Origin of the sequence: Alkalibacillus salilacus (assembly GCF_030812915.1) — a bacterium.
GTDB classification, from domain to species: Bacteria; Bacillota; Bacilli; order Bacillales; family Alkalibacillaceae; genus Alkalibacillus; species Alkalibacillus salilacus.
In genome coordinates this window covers 163,701-189,473 of record NZ_JAUSTQ010000001.1, presented here as the reverse complement: position 1 = coordinate 189,473, position 25,773 = coordinate 163,701, and the positions used below count along the sequence as shown (strand labels likewise).

27 protein-coding genes and 1 riboswitch are annotated in these 25,773 nt (G+C 39.3%); of the genes, 17 read left to right on the top strand and 10 right to left on the bottom strand.

Annotation, left to right across the window (positions count from 1 at the left end; genetic code table 11):
* Positions 1–47 precede the first annotated feature (47 nt).
* From J2S77_RS00945 to J2S77_RS00925, 5 genes are read right to left on the bottom strand one after another with little or no spacing between them, the layout of a single operon-like run.
* Positions 48–1,286 carry an ABC transporter permease gene (locus tag J2S77_RS00945; RefSeq protein ID WP_306973802.1) on the bottom strand — a complete coding sequence of 413 codons (1,239 nt, stop codon included), beginning with the start codon at positions 1,284–1,286 and terminating at the stop codon, positions 48–50.
* Positions 1,279–2,211 (bottom strand): ABC transporter ATP-binding protein, encoded by a 933-nt coding sequence (locus J2S77_RS00940; RefSeq protein ID WP_306973801.1) that lies wholly within the window; start codon positions 2,209–2,211, stop codon positions 1,279–1,281. The genes J2S77_RS00945 and J2S77_RS00940 overlap by 8 nt, the downstream gene beginning before the upstream one ends.
* A 16-nt stretch (positions 2,212–2,227) precedes the next feature.
* On the bottom strand, positions 2,228–3,076 hold the full coding sequence (locus J2S77_RS00935; protein WP_306973798.1) for an ATP-binding cassette domain-containing protein: 849 nt from the start codon (positions 3,074–3,076) through the stop codon (positions 2,228–2,230).
* Positions 3,073–3,462: a GntR family transcriptional regulator gene (locus J2S77_RS00930; RefSeq protein ID WP_306973796.1), complete on the bottom strand. Its 390-nt coding sequence runs from the start codon at positions 3,460–3,462 to the stop codon at positions 3,073–3,075. The genes J2S77_RS00935 and J2S77_RS00930 overlap by 4 nt, the downstream gene beginning before the upstream one ends.
* Positions 3,463–3,479: 17 nt before the next feature.
* Positions 3,480–4,202, bottom strand: coding sequence for a hypothetical protein (locus tag J2S77_RS00925; protein ID WP_306973794.1), 723 nt, complete (start codon positions 4,200–4,202; stop codon positions 3,480–3,482).
* 145 nt (positions 4,203–4,347) lie between these two features.
* On the opposite strand from J2S77_RS00925, the gene J2S77_RS00920 reads away from it, so the two are divergent.
* The 3 genes from J2S77_RS00920 to J2S77_RS00910 all read left to right on the top strand — a co-directional run bounded on the left by J2S77_RS00920 (position 4,348) and on the right by J2S77_RS00910 (position 7,631).
* Positions 4,348–5,538 (top strand): multidrug effflux MFS transporter, encoded by a 1,191-nt coding sequence (locus tag J2S77_RS00920; protein ID WP_306973790.1) that lies wholly within the window; start codon positions 4,348–4,350, stop codon positions 5,536–5,538.
* Between the two features lie 190 nt (positions 5,539–5,728).
* Complete coding sequence (exaC, locus tag J2S77_RS00915) at positions 5,729–7,249, top strand: acetaldehyde dehydrogenase ExaC (RefSeq protein WP_306973788.1); 1,521 nt, start codon at positions 5,729–5,731, stop codon at positions 7,247–7,249.
* 25 nt (positions 7,250–7,274) lie between these two features.
* Entirely contained in the window at positions 7,275–7,631 is a 357-nt protein-coding gene (locus J2S77_RS00910; RefSeq protein ID WP_306973786.1) for a DUF779 domain-containing protein, read from the top strand.
* Between the two features lie 190 nt (positions 7,632–7,821).
* On the opposite strand, the gene J2S77_RS00905 is transcribed toward J2S77_RS00910, so the two are convergent.
* Complete coding sequence (locus J2S77_RS00905) at positions 7,822–8,790, bottom strand: sugar phosphate isomerase/epimerase family protein (RefSeq protein ID WP_306973784.1); 969 nt, start codon at positions 8,788–8,790, stop codon at positions 7,822–7,824.
* Positions 8,791–8,974: 184 nt separating this feature from the next.
* Between J2S77_RS00905 and J2S77_RS00900 the strand changes: the two genes are divergently transcribed.
* The 9 genes from J2S77_RS00900 to J2S77_RS00860 all read left to right on the top strand — a co-directional run bounded on the left by J2S77_RS00900 (position 8,975) and on the right by J2S77_RS00860 (position 18,359).
* A complete protein-coding gene (locus J2S77_RS00900; protein ID WP_306973782.1) occupies positions 8,975–9,958 on the top strand; it encodes a LacI family DNA-binding transcriptional regulator in 984 nt (327 codons plus the stop codon).
* A 129-nt stretch (positions 9,959–10,087) separates the two neighbouring features.
* Positions 10,088–11,068 (top strand): substrate-binding domain-containing protein, encoded by a 981-nt coding sequence (locus J2S77_RS00895; RefSeq protein WP_306973780.1) that lies wholly within the window; start codon positions 10,088–10,090, stop codon positions 11,066–11,068.
* A gap of 72 nt (positions 11,069–11,140) precedes the next feature.
* Positions 11,141–12,646: a sugar ABC transporter ATP-binding protein gene (locus J2S77_RS00890; protein ID WP_306973778.1), complete on the top strand. Its 1,506-nt coding sequence runs from the start codon at positions 11,141–11,143 to the stop codon at positions 12,644–12,646.
* Entirely contained in the window at positions 12,639–13,622 is a 984-nt protein-coding gene (locus J2S77_RS00885; RefSeq protein WP_306973776.1) for an ABC transporter permease, read from the top strand. The genes J2S77_RS00890 and J2S77_RS00885 overlap by 8 nt, the downstream gene beginning before the upstream one ends.
* A gap of 11 nt (positions 13,623–13,633) precedes the next feature.
* Entirely contained in the window at positions 13,634–14,671 is a 1,038-nt protein-coding gene (locus tag J2S77_RS00880; RefSeq protein ID WP_306974197.1) for a Gfo/Idh/MocA family protein, read from the top strand.
* A 117-nt stretch (positions 14,672–14,788) separates the two neighbouring features.
* A riboswitch (SAM riboswitch) is annotated at positions 14,789–14,903 on the top strand.
* 106 nt (positions 14,904–15,009) lie between these two features.
* A complete protein-coding gene (locus J2S77_RS00875) occupies positions 15,010–16,038 on the top strand; it encodes a methionine ABC transporter ATP-binding protein (RefSeq protein WP_306973775.1) in 1,029 nt (342 codons plus the stop codon).
* On the top strand, positions 16,028–16,690 hold the full coding sequence (locus J2S77_RS00870) for a methionine ABC transporter permease (RefSeq protein WP_306973773.1): 663 nt from the start codon (positions 16,028–16,030) through the stop codon (positions 16,688–16,690). The genes J2S77_RS00875 and J2S77_RS00870 overlap by 11 nt, the downstream gene beginning before the upstream one ends.
* A gap of 27 nt (positions 16,691–16,717) precedes the next feature.
* On the top strand, positions 16,718–17,536 hold the full coding sequence (locus J2S77_RS00865) for a MetQ/NlpA family ABC transporter substrate-binding protein (RefSeq protein WP_306973770.1): 819 nt from the start codon (positions 16,718–16,720) through the stop codon (positions 17,534–17,536).
* 115 nt (positions 17,537–17,651) lie between these two features.
* Positions 17,652–18,359 (top strand): DsbA family oxidoreductase, encoded by a 708-nt coding sequence (locus J2S77_RS00860; protein ID WP_306973768.1) that lies wholly within the window; start codon positions 17,652–17,654, stop codon positions 18,357–18,359.
* A gap of 43 nt (positions 18,360–18,402) precedes the next feature.
* On the opposite strand, the gene J2S77_RS00855 is transcribed toward J2S77_RS00860, so the two are convergent.
* Both J2S77_RS00855 and J2S77_RS00850 read right to left on the bottom strand, forming a co-directional pair.
* The gene (locus J2S77_RS00855; protein WP_306973766.1) at positions 18,403–19,050 is read right to left on the bottom strand and encodes a GDSL-type esterase/lipase family protein; all 648 of its coding nucleotides are present in this window, start codon (positions 19,048–19,050) and stop codon (positions 18,403–18,405) included.
* A 76-nt stretch (positions 19,051–19,126) separates the two neighbouring features.
* Positions 19,127–19,480 (bottom strand): hypothetical protein, encoded by a 354-nt coding sequence (locus tag J2S77_RS00850; RefSeq protein ID WP_306973763.1) that lies wholly within the window; start codon positions 19,478–19,480, stop codon positions 19,127–19,129.
* Positions 19,481–19,632: 152 nt separating this feature from the next.
* Here J2S77_RS00850 and J2S77_RS00845 point away from each other — a divergent pair, with 152 nt between their 5' ends.
* A complete protein-coding gene (locus J2S77_RS00845) occupies positions 19,633–19,866 on the top strand; it encodes a hypothetical protein (RefSeq protein ID WP_306973762.1) in 234 nt (77 codons plus the stop codon).
* A gap of 119 nt (positions 19,867–19,985) precedes the next feature.
* Positions 19,986–20,288, top strand: a complete 303-nt coding sequence (locus J2S77_RS00840; RefSeq protein WP_306973760.1) for a hypothetical protein — start codon at positions 19,986–19,988, stop codon at positions 20,286–20,288.
* A 16-nt stretch (positions 20,289–20,304) separates the two neighbouring features.
* Here J2S77_RS00840 and J2S77_RS00835 read toward each other — a convergent pair whose 3' ends face one another.
* Positions 20,305–20,784, bottom strand: coding sequence for a hypothetical protein (locus J2S77_RS00835; RefSeq protein ID WP_306973758.1), 480 nt, complete (start codon positions 20,782–20,784; stop codon positions 20,305–20,307).
* Between the two features lie 223 nt (positions 20,785–21,007).
* Between J2S77_RS00835 and J2S77_RS00830 the strand changes: the two genes are divergently transcribed.
* The 3 genes from J2S77_RS00830 (at position 21,008) to J2S77_RS00820 (ending at position 24,570) form a co-directional block, all read left to right on the top strand.
* Positions 21,008–21,946, top strand: a complete 939-nt coding sequence (locus tag J2S77_RS00830; protein ID WP_306973756.1) for an MBL fold metallo-hydrolase — start codon at positions 21,008–21,010, stop codon at positions 21,944–21,946.
* Between the two features lie 147 nt (positions 21,947–22,093).
* On the top strand, positions 22,094–23,353 hold the full coding sequence (locus J2S77_RS00825) for a YeeE/YedE family protein (protein ID WP_306973754.1): 1,260 nt from the start codon (positions 22,094–22,096) through the stop codon (positions 23,351–23,353).
* 212 nt (positions 23,354–23,565) lie between these two features.
* Positions 23,566–24,570, top strand: a complete 1,005-nt coding sequence (locus tag J2S77_RS00820) for a DUF3231 family protein (RefSeq protein WP_306973753.1) — start codon at positions 23,566–23,568, stop codon at positions 24,568–24,570.
* 450 nt (positions 24,571–25,020) lie between these two features.
* Here the strand turns inward: J2S77_RS00820 and J2S77_RS00815 are convergent, their stop codons facing one another.
* Positions 25,021–25,665 carry an HD-GYP domain-containing protein gene (locus J2S77_RS00815; protein WP_306973752.1) on the bottom strand — a complete coding sequence of 215 codons (645 nt, stop codon included), beginning with the start codon at positions 25,663–25,665 and terminating at the stop codon, positions 25,021–25,023.
* Between the last annotated feature and the right edge of the window lie 108 nt (positions 25,666–25,773).

Genomic DNA, 25,773 nt, shown 5'->3' with positions numbered 1-25,773 from the left:
GAAGAAAACATAAAAAAACGGACGCCAAATTAGACGTCCGTTTTTCATTAAGCTCTTAACCACTTCCAAATTTCTTGTGGTGTTGCATTTTTTCCGTAAATTAAAATACCGACTTTAAAGATCTTACCAGCGAGTTTCATAAATAACCAGATGCTGACGATTAAGATCGCTAGACCAATCAAGATTTCAACCCATGGCCATTGGTCGATTAAAGCTAAACGTATCAATAAGACAGCTGGGGATGTGAATGGTATAAATGTTCCGATTTGCGCTGCTAAGCCATTTGGATCGGCAAGAATAGGGCCGATTAATACAACTGGCAAGAATGGAAGCATCATCACCATACCTTGGAAGTTGCTACCTGAACTAGCATCTTCTAATGTTGCACCTAAGCCAACAAATAATGATGCGAATAATAGATAACCTAGAATCGCGATCAAGACAAATAGCAATAGCTGAGGTGTTAGGAGATATTCCATAATTGGAATGTCATCCACTAAATATAATGCTAATGGAATAATAAACACCATCCATGCCGTCACTTGAATGAGGCCAAGTGCGAAATATCCGATGATTTTACCTTGCATGAGTTCATTAGGTGTTACAGAAGATAGAACGATTTCGGCGACTTTTTCTTTCTTCTCTTGTGAAGCACTTTGGAAAATCATCATGCCCGTGATGACAATTGAGAATAAGACAATACCTCCGAATAAGGCAGGGATACCATTTTCAAATGGGTCTTCAGCAAACGGACCTGAACTCATGTTACCTTGTTCTGATTCTGCGCTTGCTTCTTGAGCTTGGAATTGAATCGGGCTAGACACTAATGCCATTTGTTCTTCGTTTAAATCTGCCTGTTGGATTTGCATCTGTTTAATGGGTTGTTCTAGTGTTTGGAGTTGAGTCGTGAATTGATTACTGACATCATCACCTGTCACATAAGAGACCACACCATTTTCCAGTGTTTCTTCGTTTAACTGAATGAAAGCATCTTCACTACTAATAGCTGATTGAGCTTCATCTATGCTTTGATCAGTTTCTTCAAGGTTCCACGATAGAAATGACTGTTCTTGAGTAATTGATTCAAGCATGGAATAAGCACCGATTGAATCATTCACATAAACAGTTGTTCCGTTTTCATCACCACTTCCATCATCCATCAAAAGGTTAGGAACGGTGGCAAAGAAGATAAAGATCAAAGGCGTTAGAAATAACGAAATTAAGAATGATTTACTTTTGAGATTACGTTTCATTTCCCATTTACCGACTTTTAAGCTATTACGCATCTAAAACACCTTCCTTTTCCGCAATTGAACGACCTAAAGCAACATCAACGAATATTTCGTGTAGTGAAATGCGGTCGACAGAGATTTCTTGAACATCTAAATCTTTCGGAATATTGTTTAGCCAATCAGGTAATGTGGCGCTTGGTTCTAAATATAAAACAGATGTATCACCATCTTGTTCCACTCGGGTTACCTCAGGAATGGCTTCGAGAGTTTGAACGTCATTCTCTCCATAGATCATACATTTGAAGTTCGCATACTCTGCTTTCACATCTTTCATATAACCGTAAATAACGCGTCGCCCTTTATTAATTAAAAATAAGCGGTCACACATTTCCTCAACAAGATTCATTTGGTGTGAGCTGAGTAGTATAGCGGTGCCATTTTCAGCAAGCTCACGGATCTCACGTTTGAACACATCTTGGCTTAATGGGTCTAGACCAGAAAATGGTTCATCTAAGATCAGTAGTTCTGGTTCGTGAATAATCGAGCCAATAAATTGGACTTTTTGGCCCATCCCTTTCGATAATTCATCAACGGAAACATTTTCCTTGCCTTCAAGGTCAAATTTCTTCAAATAAGTCAGCGCACGTTCTTTCGCGCTGTCAAGTGGATAATCTTTTAATTCTGCGAAATAAAGTAAGATATCCATGACTTTGACACCTTTATATAATCCGCGTTCTTCAGGTAAGTACCCGACTTTATGGCGTGGGATTGTGGTACCTTCATGATTATGAAAAATAACCTCTCCTTCATCTGGATACATAATTCCCATGATGTTTCGGATGGTGGTCGATTTTCCGGCTCCGTTAGGCCCTAAAATTGCCATAATTTCACCTTTTTGAACAGAAAAAGAAATGTCGTGTAGGACTTGGGTGTCTTTAAATGATTTTTGCAAGTTTTGTACAGTTAAAACTGATTCCATAAGGTTCTCCCCCTTTTTATATGGTTAGCATGAAAGCTAAGGTGTCTTCCAAACTAAGTGATTCTTTTTTAAACCATGATCGATCATGTTGATTTAAATATTGTTCTAATGATGCTGGCTGATCTGTAATAATCGATTGTTCATGTCGTTTCACTTCACCAGGTAGTGTCTCATTAGGTAGCTCCCCAGTTAGCCAGTATTGTGTGTAGGTTTGAGCTAAGCTGTCTTTATCTTCGTGTGCAATTAATTGACCAGTTTTCATCACAGCGATTATATCGGCTAATTTACGAATGTCTTCAATGTGATGTGTGGCAATGATTAACGTGCGCTCTCCGTCTTCCATCCATTCACTAAGCACATCAAATAGTATATGGCGTGAGGTAAGGTCGATATGAGCGCTGGGTTCATCTAAAATCATGATCGGTGTGCCGCGTGAAATGGTAAGTGCTAAAGCTAATTTTTGTTGCATACCAGGTGACATGGAATGAAACTTCTTAGACAATGGGATGTTCCAATCATGAACAAGACGATGAAATAATTCGTCTTCCCAGTTCGGGTAAAGATTAGCGATTAATTCACGTAATTGATGCCCGTTGAATGGTCCAAAGCCAAGTTTGTCTTGAGGTAAGTAAGCAATCTCTTTTTTCCAATTCTCAGATTGTGTGATGTTTGTATCAAGGACTTGGATATCACCTGAAGTCGGTTTGACAAGACTCATGATGGATTTCAGCAAGGTACTTTTACCAGAGCCGTTATGTCCGACGAGAGCAGTAACCAGGCCAGGTTCAATCGCAACATCTAATGGTCCTAACGTAAAGTCATCGCGTACTTTCTCCAATTGATGTGCTTCAATCGAGGCGTTCATCTATCTCCCTCCTTACTTAAAATGGTTTGGATAATATCCTGAATTTCAGCTTTCGTATAGTTATGCTGATAGGCTGTATCAATCGCCTGTTCAAAAGCTTTGGTAACCGTATCGTGTTTGATTTCTTTTTTAAAAGAAGCTTGAATATTAGCGACGAATGTTCCTTTACCTTGTGATGTCTTGATAAAGCCTTCGTTTTCTAAGTTTTGATAAGCTCGGCGTGTTGTGATGACGCTGACTTCTAAATCCTTTGATAAAGCACGGATGGACGGGAGCGATGTACCAGCTTCTAATTGTCCACTAGCGATCAGTGCTTTAATCTGATGTTCGATTTGATGATAGATTGGTTCTCGTGATTGTTCGGATAATTTGATCGGTAGCTGCACATCAACAACTCCCTTCGTTAAATGTCAAAGTCGACTTGTTTCATCTTGCTCATGGCGTAATTAATCCATAATTTATTGGCGATAATCGCCGTAAAAACAGCGATCGCAATTGAAATGAATGGCCAACGATTCGCTATCTCGATTGATAAGTTCATGATTCCGTCATCGTAGAATATATAAGATGGCAATATGGCTAAAGTAATAGCTATAATCAAGCCGATTGTAATAGCTACGAGCTTCATATTTGTAATGCCACGGTCGCCGAGATCACTAGCTGGAAATAAGGCACCGACACTTAGACCAAAACTCATCCAGATTGCTGCGAAGGCCACGAATCCATTTGTTGAAAGGACTTGTTGTAATTCTGGAATAAAGGTGAACCCAATAAATAATAGAGTTAAGACTGGAATCGCATTAAGATAAAATATAATGAATCGACTGCGCACGAGTACATGGTTGGCAATGGGTAGTTTATGAAGCATAAAAAATATGGGTGATGCATAAGTTTCGGCGCTTATTTTCTGGTATTGAAATGAGCGCGGTACTAGCCATCCGTAAATGAGGCCGAACATAGCAAGATAGAAATAATCTAACCCTATTCCACCACCATCTAACACGCCTTCCATCATGCCGAATGAAAACATTAACAATCCGTAAGTAAGCAAGCATTGCAAAAATAGTCGCTTAAACCATTCGATCTTCCATTCGAATAGAGCCAGGCGCGTTGCTTCTTTCCACATGATATTGACCTCACTTTCACTGTTATACTGTGTATATGTTTATAAACAGTATAACGGAGGAGTCAGATGATGTAAACACATTTCTTTAAACTTTACTAGATTTATAATACGATAGGCTTTGTGACAATAGGAAGAGGTGTTCAATATGTCAGAACAGAAAACTAATTTAAGATTGCTACTTATGCTGGGTGCGTTTACAGCGCTTGTACCATTGACAATTGACTTATATCTACCCGCTTTTCCGGAAATGTCTGGTGACTTAGGAACGTCAGCTTCCTTAATTCAGTTAAGTTTAACAACATCACTTTTCGGAATTGCGTTCGGACAGTTAACTGTCGGGGCGTTGAGTGATATATTTGGACGAAAGAAACCATTAATTATTTCGATTTCTATCTATGTGATCGCATCGATTGTCTGTGCTATCGCGCCTAATGTTTGGGTGCTTGTCGTCGCTCGCTTTATTCAAGGCTTTTCAGGTGCCGGCGGAATCGTTATTTCACGTTCGATTATTCGTGACTGGTATTCTGGCAATCAACTAACGAAAATGTTCTCATTACTTGTTTTAGTAATGGGGCTAGCTCCTATATTAGCACCAATGCTAGGCGGGCAAATCCTGCTTTTCACAGGTTGGCGCGGATTGTTTACTATTCTATCTATAGTTGGGATTATTTTAACGTTTATAGCCGTTTTTCGTTTACGCGAATCATTGCCACAGGAAGAACGTTCAAGTGGTGGTTTAAAATCAACCGTACAAATGTTTACTGCACTGATTAAGCATCGACGTTACATGGGGTTTGCGCTGATTCAAGGCTTTGCATCAGCTGCGATGTTTTCATATATATCTGGTTCATCTTTTATTTTGCAAGATATCTTCAACTTGTCTCCACAAGTTTACGCGATGCTATTTGGCATGAATGCGGTCGGGTTTATCACGATGAGCCAAGTGGTTGGTCGGTATTCTGGTGTGTTCTCTGAAGAGAAATTACTAGTAACAGGATTTGTTATTGCGATCACAGGTGGGTCAACATTAGTCACGGCATCCTTAATTGACGGTGGTTTAGTCATGGTTGCGATTGGATTCTTCTGTCTGACCTCGAGTACGGGTCTAATTAATCCTACCAGTCTATCATTAGCCATGCAGACGCAGGATAAAAATGCTGGAAGTGCCTCAGCCTTATTAGGGTTATTTCAGTTCGTTTTCGGAGGAGCAGCTGCGCCTCTTGTCGGGTTATTTGGAACGGATGTCATCTTACCGTTAGCGATTATCATTTTAACAAGTCAAATTTTCCTTGTTGTGAGTTATCTCGCGTTTGTTAAGCAACCCAAAACAGGATGATTTTTTAAGAGCCACAGTTAATAGCTGTGGTTTTTTAAAAGCGTTTTGTTTTGAATATTGCAATTTTTCTGATAAAATAAAAGTTAAGCTTGAGCGGTGAAGTCTGTCGTCATATAACTCAATGAAAGCGCATACATTTTAAAGTGGACAACCATCGAGCTATTTTAATCGCTAAAGGGAGGAATAGGTTATGACGTATGCATTTCCGAATACGGATGGTGCAGTGATTAATTTCAAATCGCGCTATGGAAATTTTATTGGCGGGGAATGGAAAGAACCAGTTAACGGTCAATACTTTGAGAATGTGACGCCGGTTACAGGTAAGACGTTTTGTGAAATACCTGCCTCAACAAAAGAAGATGTTGAATTAGCATTAGATGCAGCTCATGCTGCAAAAGAATCGTGGGGCAACACGTCTGTAGCTGAGCGAGCGAATATCCTCAACAAAATTGCTGATCGTATTGAAGAGAATTTAGAAATGTTAGCGGTGGCTGAAACTTGGGATAACGGAAAAGCGGTTAGAGAGACTCTCAACGCTGATCTACCTCTTGCAGTTGATCACTTCCGTTATTTTGCTGGAGCGATTCGAGCTCAAGAAGGATCGATTGGTGAGATCAACCATGATACCGTAGCTTACCATTTTCATGAGCCGATTGGTGTCGTTGGACAGATTATCCCGTGGAACTTCCCGATTTTAATGGCGACTTGGAAGCTAGCGCCAGCCTTAGCAACAGGCAACTGTGTTGTTTTGAAACCAGCGGAACAAACGCCTACTACAATTCTAGTGTTAGCAGAGTTGATTCAAGATCTATTACCTGCTGGTGTGTTAAATATTGTGAATGGATTTGGATTAGATACAGGTAAACCTTTAGCATCGAGTGATCGTGTCGGTAAAGTCGCGTTCACAGGGGAAACGACGACAGGTCGAATGATTATGCAGTATGCGTCGCAGAACATTATTCCTGTCACATTAGAGCTCGGTGGTAAATCACCGAATATCTTCTTTAAAGATGTGATGGATGAAAACGACGACTTTTTAGATAAAGCCATTGAAGGGTTAGTGATGTTCGCCTTAAACCAAGGGGAAGTCTGTACATGTCCATCACGTGCGCTGATTCATGAAGATATTTATGATGAGTTCATGGAACGAGCGCTGAAGCGGGTGAAAGAGATTGCAACAGGTAATCCACTTGATCCGAATACAGCGATGGGTGCTCAGGCTTCGAGTGAGCAGATGGAAAAGATCCTATCGTACTTAGACATTGGTAAACAAGAAGGTGCGGAATGCTTAGTTGGAGGCGAGCAGAACAAGAAAGACGGCGATTTTGCGGATGGTTTCTATGTGGAACCAACTGTCTTTAAGGGCGATAATAGCATGCGCATTTTCCAAGAAGAAATCTTTGGTCCTGTTTTAGCGGTGACAACGTTTAAGACAGATGAAGAAGCACTCGAAATTGCCAATGATACGTTGTACGGCTTAGGCGCAGGTGTGTGGACGCGTAATATTAATACGGCATATCGCTTTGGACGCGGTATTCAAGCAGGTCGTGTATGGACGAACTGTTATCATGATTATCCAGCGCACGCAGCGTTTGGTGGTTATAAGATGTCAGGTATTGGTCGTGAAAATCATAAGATGATGTTAGAGTATTATCAACAGACTAAGAACTTACTCGTCAGTTATACACCACAGAAATTAGGATTCTTCTAAAATTGAGAAGAAAGGGGGTATGATCATGGTCGAAAGAGTTACAGCGACAGATGCTGCCCTTGATTTGATTGAAAGTATTAAAGCGGAGCACGGAGATGTGATGTTTCATCAGTCAGGCGGATGTTGTGATGGCAGTTCACCGATGTGCTACCCTGATGGTGATCTCATGATTGGGGATCAAGATGTCTATTTAGGCGAAATAGGTGGTGCGCCATTTTATATGCATAAAAGCCAATATGATTATTGGAAGCATACACAGCTTATTATCGATGTCGTCGATGGACGTGGCGGTATGTTTTCGCTTGAAGGCCGCCATGGGAAACGGTTTCTTACGAGGTCACGCGCATTTACGGAAGAAGAATACCAAATGCTTAAAACATGAAAAAACGCCGATGACTGAGATCATGCCAGTCATCGGCGTTTTTCTTTGCCTTTTGAGAGATTGTTAAACAATCTTCCGATATTGTTTAACAATTCGATTCAAGTGTTTAACAATCTCCGAAAGTGTTAGATATTTGGTTCAGATTGTTAGACAATGTCTAGACATTGTCTAACAATCTAAATGGCTAAGGCTAAGCCCACCACATTTCCCCGACGGATTCTTTAACCATTAGAGGCTGTAGAGTATCAACAGCTTTTGCAAAACCTTCATCAATCGACATCAAGCCGTCTTCGTGTTCGATGCTCACAACGTAATCGTAATCCATCAGACGAAGCATGCTGATCATGTCTGCCCATGTTTTAGCGTCGTGACCGAAGCCAACTGTGCGGAAATACCAGGCACGATCCTTCATTTGCGAATAATCAGTCATGTCGGTTAAGCCATTACGGTTCATATTACCTTGGTCAATGATCGTATCTTTCGCATGAAAATGATGGATCGCATTTTCGCGTCCTAAAATTTTAATCGATTCAACGGGATCAATACCTTGCCACCACATGTGAGAAGGATCTAAGTTTGCGCCAATGGCTGGACCACATGCTTCACGTAACTTTAGCATATTGTGAGGCGTATGTACTGAGAATCCACCATGTAATTCAAGTCCAATTTTTACGCCGTAAGATTCAGCTAAATCATTTTTCTCTTTCCAATAAGGGATTAACTTCTCTTCCCATTGCCATTTTAAAACTTCTTGAAAGTCGTGTGGCCAAGGGGAAACAGGCCAATTTGGGTATAAGGCGCCTTCATGGTCACCTGGGCACCCTGAGAATGTATTGACGACAGGCACTTCAAGTTTAGCAGCTAATTTAATTGTTTTTGTTAATAGCTCATCATTTGGTTCTGATATTTGTTTTTGTGGATGCAAGGGATTTCCGTGGCAACTCAAAGCGCTAATGCTTAGATTGTACTGATCGATTTTAGCTTTAAAAGATTGTAAGGCTTGGTCGTCCTCTAGTAGCTCATCAATAGGGCAATGGGCGTTACCTGGGAATCCTCCAGTTCCTAATTCGACTGCTTCTAATCCTCGATTAGATACATACTCTAACATGTCATCTAGCTCTAAATGTGACAATAAGACGGTAAATACACCTAATTTCATATAAAAAACCTCCTAAAATTATTTTCAGAAAATACAAACATGTAATCCTTTACATTATCAACATAAAGAAAAAATGATGAATAATCAATAGTTTTAAAAGAATTTTGAAAAATAGTTGACAGAAAATTACGGTTAATATAGCATATTAATTGAAAACGATTACACTTATGGAGTAGTTGAAAATATGGCAAACATCAATGAAGTAGCAAAAAAAGCTGGCGTGTCTGTCGCGACGGTATCAAGAGTGCTCAATAGTCCTAATGTGGTCACTCCGAGAACTAAAGCGAAAGTCGAAGATGCCATCAAAAAATTGAATTACGAGCCGAGTATGTTAGGGAGGAATTTACGGAATTCCGAAAGTCGATTATTGCTCGTATTAGTCCCATCGATTTCGAACCCTTTCTACATTGATATTATTAAAGGGATCGAACAATCAGCATTAGATCAAAATTATAATATTTTATTATGCGAAACGGATTCTAATCCAGAACGTGAAGAAATTTATTTTGATTTAGTACGTAAAAAGATGGCAGATGGCATTATATCAATGGACCCAGCGGTTAATATTGAGACGTTGAAAGAACTCTCAAAACAATATGCCATTATACAGTGCAGTGAATATTCGGAGGAAAGTGATATACCGTATGTCACGATTGATAACGAGGAAGCGGCTTATCGAGCGGTCAAACATTTAATTAAATTAGGTCATCAAGAAATTGCGTTGTTTAATTCAAATGAAAAATATCTTTATGCTAGAGAACGTAAAGAAGGTTATATGCGAGCACTTCAAGAATATGGCCTGCCGATTAATGATGAATTTATAATCATGACGGATCAATTAAATTTCGACAGCGGGATTGAAGCGACGAAACGGATTATGAATTTAAAAGATCGACCAACAGCTATCTTTTCTGTATCAGATTTGCTTGCAGTTGGTGCGTTGAAGGAAATGAATCGTACCGGGGTTAAGGTTCCAGAAGAAATGGCTATTATCGGTTTTGACAATATTGAATTCTCAAACATGACATATCCGACGCTAACCACGATTGCGCAGCCCATGTATCAATTGGGGACAGTTGCGGCTAATATGTTAATTGAAAAAGTTAATGGCGGAGAGGTTACTAATACCATCTTAAATCACGAATTATTAATCCGAGAATCAACTTGATGAAAACTTGAGGTTAATGCTCTGTTATTAATAGCATAGACTTAATAGCAGAGCATTGCTCTTAAGTGTAAATGAAATCGATTACATTTGAGACTTTAAATTTTAAACCACTCTAAGGGGGATTAAGCTTTGAAGAAACTGTTGTCGTTTTTGATGGTGTTGGTTGTAATTGGTGTTTTAGCTGCTTGTGGTAGTGAATCTGAAGGAGAAGGATCTGGATCTGATTCAGGTGGCGATGAAGATACGTATACAATCGGCATTTCACTTCCTTCTGCAACGCATGGTTGGATGGGCGCATTAATTGATAATGCCGAAACAAAAGCTCAAGAAATTCAAGAAAACCAGAACGTTGAATATGTAATGACGAATGCTGAGGATCCAAACCAACAAGCGAACGATGTGGATGACTTAATTTCACAAGATGTTGACGCTATTGTGATGTTACCAATCGAATCGGCAGCGTTGTCTCCAGTTGGTCAAAAAGTAAAAGATGAAGGTATTCCGTTAGTGATTGTAGACCGCGAATTAGAGAACGACGCAGCTGATGTTGTTGTTAAAGGTGACAATGAAGGTATCGGCGAAAACGCTGGTGAATACTTCACGAATCAACTTGATGAAGGTAGTAAGGTTGTTGAAATCACAGGACCACCAAGTTCTGTAACAGAACAACGTGGTGCTGGTTTTGATGAAGCAATGCAAGCAGCAGATGGCATTGAAGTAGTTGCTTCGCAAAGTGGTGAATTCTCCACTGAAACATCCTTATCAGTTATGCAAAATATTTTGCAATCAGAAGAACAAATTGATGCTGTCTTCACACAAGATGATGGTATGGCATTAGGTGTTGTGCAGGCTATTAAAGAAGCTGAGCGTGATGATATTCAGTTCGTAACAGGTGCTGGTGGTGCTAAAGAAGTTTTCGAAAGTATTCAAGATGGTGGCTTAATTTCAGCGACATTCTTGTATTCACCAACGATGGTTGAAGATGGGGTTGAGATCGCATCACAGCTAGCGCAAGGTGAGGAGCCAGAAGAAGATACGGTGATTAAAGAAGCAACGGAGATCACTGAAGAAAATGTAGATGAATTCTACGATCCTGATTCGAAATTTTAGGTTAGTAAAGAAGGATGCAATGGCTTATGAAGCCATTGTATCTCTTCTTTTTTCTAAAAAGAGGTGACTAAGATGGCATTATTGGAAATGCAAAATATTGATAAATCGTTCAATCAAGTGCCTGTGTTACATGATGTTAGTTTAGAGGTCAATCAAGGTGAAATCCATGCTCTACTTGGAGAAAATGGTGCTGGTAAGTCAACGTTAATGAATATTTTAGGTGGGATTCATCACCCCGATAAGGGCACGATTAACGTGAATGGTCAATCTGTTCAAATGACGACACCGAAAGTATCGCAACAACATGGTATTAGCTTTATTCATCAAGAACTGAATCTCGTCTCGGATTTAAAAGTCTATGAAAATATGTTCTTAGGCCAGGAATTGCGAAAACCCTATGGATTTCTAGATGTAAAAGAAATGTGCCTACAGACTGAAGAAATTCTAACAAAGCTAGGTGTCCATATTGACCCACAAGAATATGTACGAAACTTAGGAACATCGTATAAACAATTGATCGAGATCTCACGCGCCTTACTACATAAATCAACTATTATCATTATGGATGAGCCTACGACGGCTTTGTCAGATAGTGAAGTGGAGCAGTTGTTTGAACTAATGCGTCAATTGAAACAGGATGGAATATCGATCATCTATATCTCTCACAAATTGAAGGAAGTTAAATCAATTTGTGATCGCATGACTGTCCTTCGTGATGGTTACGTTGTTCATACAGGTCCGTTAGAAGGACAGTCATTAGATCAAATCACGACCTATATGGTAGGTAAATCAGTGTCAGAAGATCGCCTAGTCAGTCATGCTCACACAGATGAAGTTGTTTTATCGGTCGATCACTTAACTTTGGAAGGTTCTTATCATGATGTTAGTTTTCGGATTAAGCGTGGCGAAATTGTCGGTTTCACGGGACTAGCTGGGGATGGACGTACAGAGTTGTTTGAAAGTTTATTTGGTTATCGCCAGAATTTTCAAGGTGATGTTCAAATTAACGGAAAACCTGTGCACTTAAATCATCCTAAAAAAGCGCTTCGTGCTGGACTTGGTTATGTTCCGAAAGACCGAAAAGAAAATGCGATTATTCAAGACATGGATGTTGTGCAAAATATGAGCATTTCCTCTTTAGGTCATTTTGAGAAGAATGGATTTATTAGCAATAAGCTCGAGCACGAAACATTCATGAATTATAAAAATCAACTCAATATCAAGGTGAACAATCCTAAGGAAAATATCGATAAGCTAAGCGGTGGTAATCAACAAAAGGTGATGATTGCTAGGTGGCTTGAGCTGAATACTGATATTATTATTTTCGATAATCCAACACAAGGAATTGATGTTGGTGCCAAACAAGAAATCTATCAACATATTATTCAATTAGCTGAGCAAGGGAAAGCGGTCATTATATTGTCATCTGAAGCGCCGGAAATCATGAAAGTATGTCATCACGTGTATGTCATGTATCAAGGTGAGATCGTCGGTTCATTCGATGGGTCAGAAGCAACTGAGGACAATATATTGAGTTATGCTACGGGCTCTAAGAAGGAGGCTGTTTCAGTTGGGTGAACCAAAAATAACTGATCAACATTTGGAAGATTCGCAACCTAATCGTTTTAAGCGTTTCATGAAGTGGGTGTGGACGGATTATAGTGTCATAATCGCCTTTTTAATCATGTTCGTTGTTGCTTCATTTATGAGTCCGAGGTTTTTGGAACTTGGTAATCTATTAAACATTGTGATGCAGGTTTCAATTATCGGAATCATTGCTTTGGGTATGACGGTTATCATGCTGTCTGGAGGTCTTGATTTATCCGTTGGTTCTGTATTGGCTTTAGTCGGTGTCTTAACGATTATGGCTTTGAATGCGACGGGGAGTATCACGATGGCATTATTAGCTGCCCTACTTGCTGGCCCCATGATCGGCCTATTAAATGGGCTTATGATTGCAAAAGGACGCATTGCTTCGTTCATTGCCACGCTCGGCATGATGGCTGGGGCGCGTTCCATTGCACTTTATTTGGCTGACGGGGGTAGTATGTCAGGGGAAGTTCTGGCGTTCGCTAATATCTCAAATAGTGATTTAGGGATCATTGATGTTCCAATCATTATTTTCATCGTGATGACGGCTTTAGTTTTTATCTTAATGCATAAAACACGCTTTGGTCGTTATGTGTATGCGATTGGTAGTAACGAAAAGTCAGCACGCTTATCGGCGATCAATGTTGAGAAAATGAAACTGGCAATCTATAGTTTAGGTGGCTTAATGGTAAGTGTGGCTGCGATTATTGAAACGTCGCGGTTAAACTCGATTTCATCTTCTAGTTCAGGTCAATTGTATGAACTCGATGCTATTGCCGCAGTTATTATTGGTGGTACGCGCATGACAGGTGGTCGCGGTAAAGTCATGGGTACATTCTTTGGTGTGTTAATCTTAGGCATTCTTAATAACATGATGAACTTAATGAATGTATCACCTCACTTACAAGGATTTGTGAAAGGTTTAATTATTATTATTGCTGTTGTGTTCCAAAAACGTGAATAGAGAAGGAGTGACTGACTATGAAAGTAGGTATTATTGGATGTGGATCGATCACGAAATTCCGTCATGCTCCGGAGTACTATGAGAATCCATATGTAACCGACATCGTGTTTTATGATCGAAATCCAGAGCGCTCACAAGCTTTAGCTGAATTGTTTGAAGGGCAAGTGGCTAATTCAATAGAAGATTTATTGGAAGATGACTCGATCGTCGCGATTAGTGATTGTTCGTCAAATGAGTCTCATCATGTGTTTTCGACACAAGCTTTATTAAGTGGCAAACATGTGCTGACTGAAAAACCGATTGCATTATCTGTAGAAGAAGCGGAAAAAATTATTGATGCTCAGAAACAGTCGGGTAAACTGCTAATGGTTGATCATAATCAACGATTCACGCGTGCACATCAAAAGGCAAAAGAATTGATAGCAAGTGGTGAGTTAGGTAGTGTGTTGACGTTTAAGACGAATTTCGGCCATGGTGGTCCGGAAAGTTGGGGCGTGAATAAGAGTAATTCTACCTGGTTTTTCAAAAAGGACCGTTCAGGTTATGGTGTGGTTGCGGACTTAGGTATTCATAAATTGGATTTAATGCATTATTTACTTGATGATCAAATTACTCAAGTAAGCGCTTTTCAAGGAGCCTTAGATAAAGTCGATGAAAATGGTAATCCAATTGAAGTGCCAGATAATATCGTTTGTAATTTGCGTACTGCTGGTGGACGTTTAGGTACAGCCTCTTTCTCGTGGACATACTATGGTGAGGAAGATAATAGCTCAACGCTATATTGTGAGAAAGGCATTATGAAAATTTATCATGATGATGAGCATCAATTAGAGGTACTTACTCATGACGGTGAACGTGTACGATATGAATTAGAAGCTATACAAACAAATGATAACCAGACGAACACAGGCGTGATTGATTCGTTTGTCGATAGCGTTCGTGGTGAGGAAGATTTAGTTGTAACAGGTCAAGACGCGCTCGACTCTTTGAAAGTGGTCGTGGCATTAATTGAATCAGCAAAATCAGGTTACGTGAAGGATGTCTTTTAATTTTTGAAATAAGTCAGAACAAGATGAAAAAATTTTCAAAAGATAATTGACAATTAAATCGAGTATTTGTATTATTGTGACTATCATTTAAAATTAAATAAATTAACCATATTAATCTTCTTATCTAGAGAGGTGGAGGGACTGGCCCTACGAAGCCTCGGCAGCGGATCTGTTAAACGTGCAGATACTGTGCCAATTCCAGCGAATACGACATGTATTTGATAGATGAGAGGAGAAGGATCGGCTATTAATGTATGTCATAATAAACGAACCCCTCTCTTCTTATCTGTTTTTAGATAAGAGGAGAGGGGTTTTTTGTGATGGGAGGAGTTTTGGCCATGATTGAATTTAATAATGTCTCAAAAGTTTATGAACATGAAGGGCAACATTTAACCGCTGTTAAAGATGCTAATCTTCAGGTTGAACGTGGTGAAATTTTTGGTGTGATCGGCTTTAGCGGGGCTGGTAAAAGTACCCTCGTAAGACTGGCCAATCAGTTGGAAAGGCCGACGTCTGGTGAAGTGTTAGTCGACGGTTTTGACATGACTAATTTATCAGCTAAGGATTTGAGGAGTGTGCGTCGCCAAATAAGTATGATCTTTCAGCATTTTAACTTACTGGAATCAAAGACGGTTTATCATAATGTGGCATTCCCACTCATATTAGCAGGGGAATCTAAATCGACGATTAAGGAACGTGTTGAAGAAATATTAGATTTTGTTGGCTTAAAGGATCGCGCCAATTACTACGCAGATCAGCTTTCTGGCGGTCAAAAACAGCGCGTTGGAATTGCCAGGGCTCTTGCGACATCACCGAATATTTTACTTTGTGATGAAGCGACTTCTGCATTGGACCCAGAAACGACGCAGTCCATCTTAGAGCTGCTGAAACGTATCCGCGATGAGTATAACATGACCATTTTAATGATCACTCATGAAATGGATGTCATAAAAGACATATGTGACCGTGTTGCCGTAATGGAAGGTGGTGAAATTATTGAACAAGGTGCCATTTTTGACTTATTTACCAATCCAAAACATTCGACAACAAGAAAATTCGTTGAAAGTGTAATGAAAGCGGATGTCCCGAAATCAATATTGGCTGACATTGAAACTTATAACGATTCTCGTCATATTTACCGAGTAACATTCTTACGTAGTCGCGCGGGTGAGCCCGTGTTATCACGTGTAGCCAAAAAGTTTAATGTTGAAGTGAATATTTTGTACGGACAAATTTTAGAAATTCAAGACACACCGTTTGGGAACTTAATTGTGGAATTACAAGGTGGTGATGATGAGGTGTTAAAATCACTTAATTACATAAAAGAAACCGTGTCTGTAGAAAGGGTGTTAGTTGATGCAAGTTAATTTACTAGAGTTTTGGCCAAGGATTTTAGAAGCGACGCAAGAAACGTTGATCATGGTTTTAGTATCATTGGTGCTCGCAACATTAATCGGGTTGCCGCTTGGGATTGCTTTGGTTGTAACACGTGAAGATGGCCTGATGGAAAATAATTTTGTTTTCAAAATGATTAATGCGGTCGTTAACACCTTCCGCTCAATTCCATTTATTATTTTACTCGTTGCGATATTGCCATTCACACGACTGATCATTGGTACAACGATCGGAACAGTAGCGGCAATCGTACCACTCGTCTTATTTTCAGGACCTTATATCGCTCGATTAGTTGAAAGTAGCTTGCTCGATGTGAATCAAGGGGTGATTGAAGCAGCTCAATCAATGGGAGCGACTAATTGGCAAATTATCTATCGCGTTTTTCTACCAGAGTCATTAAGTACGATAGTTTTGAACTTAACGATCGCTTCAATCGGCTTAGTAGGTGCTTCAGCGATGGCTGGCTTTGTCGGAGGTGGCGGTCTTGGTGACTTAGCTATTTCCTACGGTTATCAACGATTTGAAACAGATATTATGATTGCGACTGTCGTATTGCTGGTCGTGATTGTGCAAGTGTTCCAAGCAATAGGCAATCGTTTGTCTAAGCGATTGAAACGTTTATAAATTTAAAAATAGAGAGGGAGTTTCAAAATGAGTAAAAACATTAAAATAGTATTAGGTGCATTATTAATTACGGTTATTTTAGCAGGGTGTGGGTCTGAAGATGAAACAATTAAGGTAGGATTAAACGGTTCTGGGGTACCATTATGGGAAGAAATAGCTGAGATTGTCGAGGAAGAAGAAGGTGTCGAAGTTGAGCTTGTTGAGTTCTCCGATTATGTTAGGCCGAATCAGGCGCTAGCGAATGGTGATATCGACATTAATGCTTTTCAGACGGTATCTTATTTTGATGAATTTATTGATGAACATGACCTAGACTTAGAGCCTGTTGCGACGACTTACATAGCACCCATGGGAATCTACTCGGAGAAACATGAGTCAGTTGAGGACATTCCAGAAGGTGGCACGGTAGCCTTGCCGAAAGAAGAAACCAATATGGGACGTGCGTTATTATTGCTTGAAGAAGCGGGTGTCATCACACTAGAAGAAGATTTTAATGGCTATGGGGACCTAGATAAAGTTGTTGAAAACCCTAAAAATATTGAATTTGAGCCGATTGTTGCTGCACAGACGCCTCGGGTCCTGCCTGATGTTGATGTGTCGTTAATTAACAATGGTGTAGCGCGCGAAGCAGATTATCAACCGAATGAAGACTCGATCTTTATAGAAGGTGATACGGCAACGCCATACATTAATATAATTGCGGCACGTGAAGATAATGCTGATCGTGAAATTATCCAACGAATTGGAGAAATTCACCAGCAGGAGCGTGTTCATGAATTAGTTATAGATTTGTATGACAATGCATTGATCCCAGTTTCAGCTAGTTTAGAGGAAATTGGCTGGTAATATGGTAGCCACTGACTAAGGTCAGTGGCTTTTTATGTAAAATCGAATCAGTTGATTTTTCAGTCCTATATCCTTAATAATAAGAGTTGAATGGATGTCAGAGGAGGCATGTTTTATGAAGGTAGATATTTGGTCGGACGTGGTTTGTCCGTTCTGTTATATAGGGAAGCGCCGATTCGAGCAAGCGCTAGAACAATTTGAAAATCAAGATGACGTGTCAGTTGCATTTAAGAGTTTCCAGTTAGACCCAAACGCTAAACCAGGTCAATACCAAGATATTCATGAAATGTTAGCGACGAAGTATGATGTTCCGTATGAACAAGGGCGTGAAATGAATCAACAAATGGCTCAACAAGCCAAAGAGGTTGGCCTCACGTTTAATATGGATCAGATTATTCCGACGAATACTTTGAACGCGCAACGCTTGATTCAGTTTGCGAAACAAGAAGGTAAAGGCAATGCCCTAAATGATTCACTGATGCAGGCGTATTTTACAGAAGGTTTAGATATGAATGATGAAGAAGTTTTAGCCGATCGCGCTGAATTAGTTGGATTAGACCGTGAAGAAGCGTTGAATGCCTTGCAATCAGGAGCTTATCAATCGAATGTAAACCGAGATATTCAAGAAGCAGGCGATATTGGGGTTCAAGGTGTTCCGTTTTTTGTTTTCAATGAAAAATATGCGGTAAGTGGTGCTCAACCTGTTGAAACGTTTGTCGAAGTACTTGAAAAAGTTTATGAAGAAGAAAAACAAGAACCGAAACTTCAAATGATGCACACACCATCTAAAACCGAATACTGTGATGACGACAATTGTCAGTAAATATTAAAAAGACCCGAGTTCATCGGGTCTTTTTTTAGTATATTTAAAGTTGCAAATAACTCAAAGGTTCATACCCTGTTTCATTAATTTTTTTAGCAATCAATTGATAGCCTTTGCGGTTAGGGTGTACCCCGCCAAAAGACAGTACACGGCGGCCCCTAATCGAAATGGGCGTTAAAACGTCAACATAGCGAACGAGTGGTGATTCCATCGAGTGTAAGATGGCATTAAATCGATTGATCCAAAAAGCGCTATAAGGTAAGTGGGGGAACGGGTTGTATAACCCAATTAATCGAATGAAATAAGGTGAAGGGTGATAATATTTAATGAGGTGAAGCGTCCAAATGATTTCAATCAAATTTTTATAAAAAGTTTCTTCTGCTCGTTCAAAGACAATGGGGTTAAACGTATTTAAAAAATGATCGTGAGCCTCTAGCAAATCGTTACTACCAATCGTGATCGTGATAATATTAGCTGGAGCCAATCGCCTTTGAATAGTCGAATCATTTAACAGTTGTTTTAATTCGCTACTCATCATGCCTCGCTGTGCAAATAGCTCTGTTCGAACGGGCTGTTTAAATACATTGGTAATCGCATTGCTATATGAATGAATAAAACCGCGATGAAAAAACGCTCCAGTTCCGAGTGTTATTGAATCGCCTAATGGTCGGTAATAAATGGTCCTTTCCAAACTGAAAACCACCCTTCGTATCGCCTTATTACATAAGATGCAAGTGAAGGCGAATACGTATGGGTGGTTGTGAAGATTAGTAAAAGAAAGGGAAGAAAATTCGATTCAAAAAGCGGAACGGAAAGCGATGACGTCTAAATCGTCTGAACCGTCTTGGGTAACGTCCTGGTCCGCCGTAGCCTTGACCATATCCAGGGCCACCATAGCCCGGTCCATAACCTTGCCCGTAACCACCTCCATAACCGTCATCAAACCGATCCTGTTCCATGTCGCCCCATGGCATTATTAAAGTCACACTTTGATCATCCACGTCATCAATAATACCATCGAACATTTGACCATCTTGTGTTTCGAGATGAACAAAATGCATCTGATGCTGTCTGCAAAGATGGTGGAAATCCTCTTCCTTTGGCTTCTTATATGGATTCATACAATCCCTCCTTAACGTATCACTCATACGATATGCAAGATAGCTTGATATGTTTAACTAGGACATTTGTCACAACTTCGACAAATATAGTTTAACAACAAAACTAAAGCGGGTAATTGATGAACATAAAGTTAATTAAAGGAGGATCAAATATGGCTGATGAAAAGAAAGAGTATGTTGAAAAACATGAAGAACCAAGTCGCACAGGAGCAACCGCGATTAAATCAGTAACCGCAATTATTATTACACTATTAATCTTAGGTTTCTTAGTATTTTACGTCTTCCCAATGTTCGGTGGTGGCAATAGCCAAGGCGTTGATGGAAGTAATGTTGAAATGAGTTTGAATGAAAATTACAGCAATGTGATCAACTTAGATGTTTCATAATGATACGGTAAAGTGAAACAGTGTTCCCTAAAATGTTTTTGTTCAGTTGTACAACTGTTTTAAATGTAGTCATTTAACCGTAAAAGACGGGACATTGTATTAGATGAAGGAGGGTTAGCATGGTAGATGAAAAAAAAGAACATGTGGAAAGACATGAAGATCCAAGCCGTACTGGTTCAGCGGCAATCAAGGCGGTTACAGCAATTGTTATCACTCTATTAGTTTTAGGCTTCTTTATCTTTTTTGTATTTCCAATGTTCGGAGATGATGGCGGTGGTGATGAAGAAGATGTTAATTTAGAAGTTGATATGAACGAAGATGGTAGTGATGGAGATAGCGGTAATAGCGGTGACAGCGGTGACAGCAGTGACAGCAGTGATTCTGGTGATGACAGTAGTAGTGATGACGAAGGCGAAGAATAATTCAAAACACGCTGACTCAAAGTGTCAGCGTGTTATTTAATGAAGCTACAAAAGTAAAGTAATGTTCTTTCTGTTCCAAAACATCCATATTTAGCCACTTGGCTGCTTGCATTAAGGCTTCGTTTTCTGTTGGTACATGTAAATAAATGGATGTAAAAGAGTTGTGGCTTATATGAAGAAGTTCTTCTAAGACAATTTGTATTAAGGTGGTAGAATAATAGAGGTTATTTAAATAAGGACCGACCACCCATGCCTCATAGTCTCCCTCTTCATAAAGTAATCCCGTGAATCCTATGGAATCTTTGTTTAAATAGATCATCATGGCGCAATGATGGAAATGATTTTGATAGGATTCGATGGCCTTTTCTAGGTCTTTAACATTATTTAAAAATGGGTAACCATTTTTTCTTGATGAATCGTTTGCATTGATATGAATGATGTCATCAATCGTGTTAAAGTCGTTTGGTCCTGCAGGCCTAATGTTTAATGGTCCCATAAAGCGACCTCCTACAAAAAGAGTAGTTAAATAATACCATATAACTAGAAATTTTGCAGTTATTAGATACTAATATTACCAAATTTAAATTATTTAATTCCTATAGGTTGTTCAAAATTAATCAAATAATGACTAAAACGGAAAAGGTTATTCATTAAGAAGGAATATAAGCGTTTACAAACGAATGATATAACTAAAGTAGATCTTAGAAATGAGGGGTATGATGTCGAAGTTAGAAACGCTAGATTACGGTGTAACGTTAATTGACTTATATGATTTAAATCTACCTAATCGGACAGGGAGTTATATCATTCGAGATGAGGCATTAACAGTCATAGAGACGAGCGCAAGCCCGTCAATTCCTTTTTTAATTGAGGGATTAAAAGAAATGGGGGAGGACCCTGGAAATGTGGAACATATTATTGTGACGCATGTCCATTTAGATCACGCAGGAGGAGTAGGGTTGTTACTCCAAAATTGCCCGAACGCAACAGTACATGTTCATCCACGGGGAAAACGGCATTTAGCTGATCCTACTAAACTTGTTCAAGGAGCAAGAGCCGTATACGGTGACCAATTTGATGAACTGTTTGATCCTGTCTTGCCTGTGCCTGAAGATCGATTTGTTGAGCAGGAAGATGGGAGTGAACTGACAATTGGTTCACGGTCACTCACATTTTACGATACACCAGGTCACGCCAAACATCATCTGTCGATTCATGATTCGAAGGCGAATGCGATTTATACGGGAGATACGATCGGCGTTTATTATCCGCATCTATTACCTTATGGTGAAACATTCGTCTTACCATCGACGTCTCCTAATCAATTTGACCCAGAAGCCATGTTAGAATCGCTAAGACGAATCGAAGCACTTGAAGTAGATGCGATTCATTTTGGCCATTTTGGACGTTCGACGGAGCCACAAGTTGTTTACGAGCAAATGCGGGATTGGTTGCCGATATTTTTGGAGCTAAGTGAAGAAGCGGTTAGAACGGAACCAGATCATCAAGTTGAAGCTGTTCGTCAAGCTTTGATTAATCGGGTTGTAGCGTATCTAGATAGTCTTGGAGTAGCGCGAGATGATGAGGTGTACCAACTCCTTGAAATGGATATGAGTGTTTGCGCGCTTGGTTTGGTGGATTATTTAAAGAAAACTTAGGTGGACGATAATCTCCTGTTAAAAAATAGCAGGAGATTTTTTATGTGATTTGAAGTTTTTTGATTGACGAAACAAGGGTGTAGCGAATATAGTAATCTATGTAATTATAATTCCGATTAAATTTATCAGAAAAAGGTGGTTTTCAAATTGGCAACAAAAGTACAGCCGGTTGATGAAGTAAAAGACCCTGTTACTGTCAAAGAAGACGAGACAGGTTTAAATAAACCACAAATGAAGCTAATTATTGCTGCGTTAATTGTAGCGGCAGGATTAATGGTTCATTTGATGGTCTCTTATAGTGGCGTTCAAGCCTTATTATTAGTGATTGGTCTCTTGTTAGGCTATACGCTGTTTCATGCGCGCTTTGGTTTTACCTCAGCATTTCGTCGGTTAATGTCGGTCGGTAATGGTAAGGCAATGCGCTCGCATATGGTCATGTTAGCGGCAGCTGTGACCTTGTTCGCTCCAATTCTAGCATTTGGTGTTTCATTTTTTGATACACCAGTGTCGGGGTATGTATCTCCTGTTGGTGTGAGTTTACTAGTGGGTGCCTTTTTATTTGGAATTGGCATGCAGTTAGGTGGTGGCTGTGCATCAGGTACGCTTTATGCCGTTGGTGGCGGTCGTACGGTGATGCTTGTGACATTACTATTCTTTATTGTAGGTTCAACGATTGGAGCGGCTCACCTGCCGTTCTGGACTGAAGATTTACCAGCTTATCAACCCGTATCACTCGCTGAAACAACTGGTTTCGGTTATGGTGGTGCGTGGTTGTTGTCGATAGCAATTTTCGGGTTTGTCGCTTGGTTGACGCTCGTCATAGAACGTCGTCGTAACGCGCCAAAAATGGCGACAGTTCCATCGACTAAAGGATGGAAACGTTTATTCCGTGGCTCTTGGCCATTATTCGCAGCAGCGATTGCGTTAGCTGTCTTAAACGCCCTTACCCTTATGACGCGTGGTTCACCGTGGGGTGTCACGTCAGCATTTGCTCTTTGGGGATCTAAAGCAGCAGACTTTATTGGCTTTGATGTCGCAAGTTGGGCTTATTGGTCAGGCGAAAGTGCTCAGGCGCTAGAAGCATCGATTTTAACGGATTCAACGACGGTGCTTAACTTCGGTGTCATTATAGGTGCGTTTATCGCATCAGCAGCAGGTGGCTTGTTTAAATTTACTCGTCTAACAAAAGGCAATGTTTCGGCTGCTGTGATCGGTGGTTTATTCATGGGCTATGGTGCTCGTTTGGCCTTTGGTTGTAATATTGGTGCTTACTTTGGTGGTATTGCATCATTTAGTCTACATGGTTATATCTGGGGCATTCTAGCTCTAGCAGGAACATTCTTGGCCCTGTATCTACGGCCTCTCTTCGGTTTATCCGTACCCAAATCTAAAGATTCATTCTGTTAAACAAATCCCTCATGTGCCTGAAATCGCACATGAGGGATTATTTATGGATTGGAATAGTGAACCAAAAGGTATTGCGATTGCCGTGACTCGTGATTCCGATGTTACCTTGATGACTTTCAACCATTTCTTCAACAATCGTTAACCCAACTCTTCTGTTAGAACTTCCCTTATAAAGTCCAGTATTTTGGGGAGGGTATTAATGAGGTGATTACATGGATAAAGAAGAATTAAAACTCACATCTGCTGAAGTCGGGACATTGTGGGGCGAATATGTAAATGGAACAGCTGTTGATATTATCAATAGATACATGCTATCCATTGTCGAAGATGATAAAATAAAATTACTTTTCGAAGATGCGATCAAGATATTTGATACACAAAAAAATCAGATAAAACTATTTATGGAAAACGAAGGATTTCCAGTCCCAGTTGGTTTTACTGAATCAGACCTTAATAAAGGGACTAAAAGATTATTTTCTGATATTTTCTGTTTGCACTATTTACAAATGATGACGCTTCATGGCTTATTAGGACATTCTACTTCACTTAGTTCTTCTGTTAGAAAAGACCTAAGGCATTTTTATGATTCATGTAGTAATGATGGGATGAGCATGTACCATCGAACAACCGAGTTGCTACTGGAAAAGGGACATTTACAACGAGACCCTTATTTTTATCCTGATAAGAAACCTGAATTTGTTACAGGACAGGAATTTATAGATGGTTATTTTGGAGATAAACGTCCATTAGCCTCAACAGAAATTATCGCTCTATCTCTTAATTTAAAAAAGAAGATAATGGAAAAAACGCTTTCTATCGGATTTAGCCAAGTAACACAATCGAAAGAGGTTAGAAAATTTTTAGAAAGCATCCAAAATGCATCTGACAAGCAAATTCAATCATTAGGAAAAATACTAAAAGGAGATAATTTGCCCGTTCCTGTGTCTTGGGAATCAGAAGTTACTTCTTCTCAAGAATCTCCCTTTTCAGATAAATTAATGTTATATCATATTGGGGTCTTATTACAATCTTCACAATCTTACCACGGGTCAGGTCTTTCATCTGCGATGCGAATAGATCTCACGACAACATATGAGAAAATTATATTAAAGAATCTAACGATTACAAAAGAATGGTTCAATTTAATGACTGAAAATAAATGGTTAGAACAACCACCACTCGCTCCGAATAGAAAGAAACTCGCAAAAGACAAATAGTATATATAATGTCTACTTAAATAAGGAATTTATATTTTCAGGGGTTTTTCAATGTTATCTCCATAAAATGAGATTTATAAGCTTGTGGTTTTATCAATTACTGTAATATTATGAATAAAAAATGTGTAACGTAATGATTATTCTTTTGTCAGGTATCTTTTTGGGTTAGAACGTCTGTCTAACTTTAATTGGCAAACTGTCATTTAAACCTTGTTCTTTATATGATTTCACTAGGTCCTTAACATAAATTTTATTTGCTCTAATTGGTGTTGTAGGTTCACCCATCCTCCTATATTTATCATTGAATTCATCATCGAGTAGGAATTCTTCATATGTTATTATTTTACTGTCTAGATAAATATAAGCTAATGAATTAATAAAAAGTGCTCCCAACTAAAAACAATTAAAGCCAGGCTAAAGCTATCTAATGCAAGTATATTGATTCTAATGTTACAAAAAGTCTGTCGGTTCTTCAATTTCTTTATATATTTTCTCTAAGAAAGCTGAATCATAAGTATCATACCAAGAATCAGGAAGCTCTAATTTTATTAACAAGTCAATAAAAGTTTCTACCAAATTACCATCAAATTGGGTCCAAGAACACCTCTTTAGTTCTTCGAAAGCCTCATGATAGGACATTTTGGTTAGTTTGTAGTTTCGAATATCATAAGTCATCGTATCGAAGGAATCACATATTCGAATAATACGCCCTTGCACTGAAATTTCTTCTCCTACTAAACGACGTGGATAACCAGTGCCATTCCAATCTTCATGATGGTCTCTGATAAACTCAGCAGCACGTGTTCTCCCAAGCTCTTTTCGAACAATGGAATTGCCAATATGGCTATGACTTTCTACAATAGTTTTTTCAATAGTATTAAGCTTACCTGGTTTTAATAATATTTCTTTCGCGATACCAATTTTACCTATGTCGTGTAAAAAAGCTGCAACTCTTAAATCATCATCATAACACCCCACTTTTTTAGCTAACATTGTGGATAGATACATGACACGTAATGAGTGATGTTTAAATAACTGTAATACCTCATTATCTTGGGCTATGTTTTCAAAAAGCGATTCTGGACTACGTTTCATAATAAATCCTCCTATTTGAGCCTAATTTAAGATGATTAATCATTTTAAATTAGTTTACCAAAAAACTGTAGAGAAACAAAATTTAAAAATATCATCTTTTCAATCTCC

Coding starts and splice junctions, on each gene's coding strand:
- J2S77_RS00945 (WP_306973802.1), bottom strand. CDS start 1,286: ATGCGTAATAGCTTAAAAGTCGGTAAATGGGAAATGAAACGTAATCTC.
- J2S77_RS00940 (WP_306973801.1), bottom strand. CDS start 2,211: ATGGAATCAGTTTTAACTGTACAAAACTTGCAAAAATCATTTAAAGAC.
- J2S77_RS00935 (WP_306973798.1), bottom strand. CDS start 3,076: ATGAACGCCTCGATTGAAGCACATCAATTGGAGAAAGTACGCGATGAC.
- J2S77_RS00925 (WP_306973794.1), bottom strand. CDS start 4,202: ATGTGGAAAGAAGCAACGCGCCTGGCTCTATTCGAATGGAAGATCGAA.
- J2S77_RS00920 (WP_306973790.1), top strand. CDS start 4,348: ATGTCAGAACAGAAAACTAATTTAAGATTGCTACTTATGCTGGGTGCG.
- exaC (WP_306973788.1), top strand. CDS start 5,729: ATGACGTATGCATTTCCGAATACGGATGGTGCAGTGATTAATTTCAAA.
- J2S77_RS00910 (WP_306973786.1), top strand. CDS start 7,275: ATGGTCGAAAGAGTTACAGCGACAGATGCTGCCCTTGATTTGATTGAA.
- J2S77_RS00905 (WP_306973784.1), bottom strand. CDS start 8,790: ATGAAATTAGGTGTATTTACCGTCTTATTGTCACATTTAGAGCTAGAT.
- J2S77_RS00900 (WP_306973782.1), top strand. CDS start 8,975: ATGGCAAACATCAATGAAGTAGCAAAAAAAGCTGGCGTGTCTGTCGCG.
- J2S77_RS00890 (WP_306973778.1), top strand. CDS start 11,141: ATGGCATTATTGGAAATGCAAAATATTGATAAATCGTTCAATCAAGTG.
- J2S77_RS00875 (WP_306973775.1), top strand. CDS start 15,010: ATGATTGAATTTAATAATGTCTCAAAAGTTTATGAACATGAAGGGCAA.
- J2S77_RS00870 (WP_306973773.1), top strand. CDS start 16,028: ATGCAAGTTAATTTACTAGAGTTTTGGCCAAGGATTTTAGAAGCGACG.
- J2S77_RS00865 (WP_306973770.1), top strand. CDS start 16,718: ATGAGTAAAAACATTAAAATAGTATTAGGTGCATTATTAATTACGGTT.
- J2S77_RS00860 (WP_306973768.1), top strand. CDS start 17,652: ATGAAGGTAGATATTTGGTCGGACGTGGTTTGTCCGTTCTGTTATATA.
- J2S77_RS00850 (WP_306973763.1), bottom strand. CDS start 19,480: ATGAATCCATATAAGAAGCCAAAGGAAGAGGATTTCCACCATCTTTGC.
- J2S77_RS00845 (WP_306973762.1), top strand. CDS start 19,633: ATGGCTGATGAAAAGAAAGAGTATGTTGAAAAACATGAAGAACCAAGT.
- J2S77_RS00840 (WP_306973760.1), top strand. CDS start 19,986: ATGGTAGATGAAAAAAAAGAACATGTGGAAAGACATGAAGATCCAAGC.
- J2S77_RS00835 (WP_306973758.1), bottom strand. CDS start 20,784: ATGGGACCATTAAACATTAGGCCTGCAGGACCAAACGACTTTAACACG.
- J2S77_RS00830 (WP_306973756.1), top strand. CDS start 21,008: ATGTCGAAGTTAGAAACGCTAGATTACGGTGTAACGTTAATTGACTTA.
- J2S77_RS00820 (WP_306973753.1), top strand. CDS start 23,566: ATGGATAAAGAAGAATTAAAACTCACATCTGCTGAAGTCGGGACATTG.
- J2S77_RS00815 (WP_306973752.1), bottom strand. CDS start 25,665: ATGAAACGTAGTCCAGAATCGCTTTTTGAAAACATAGCCCAAGATAAT.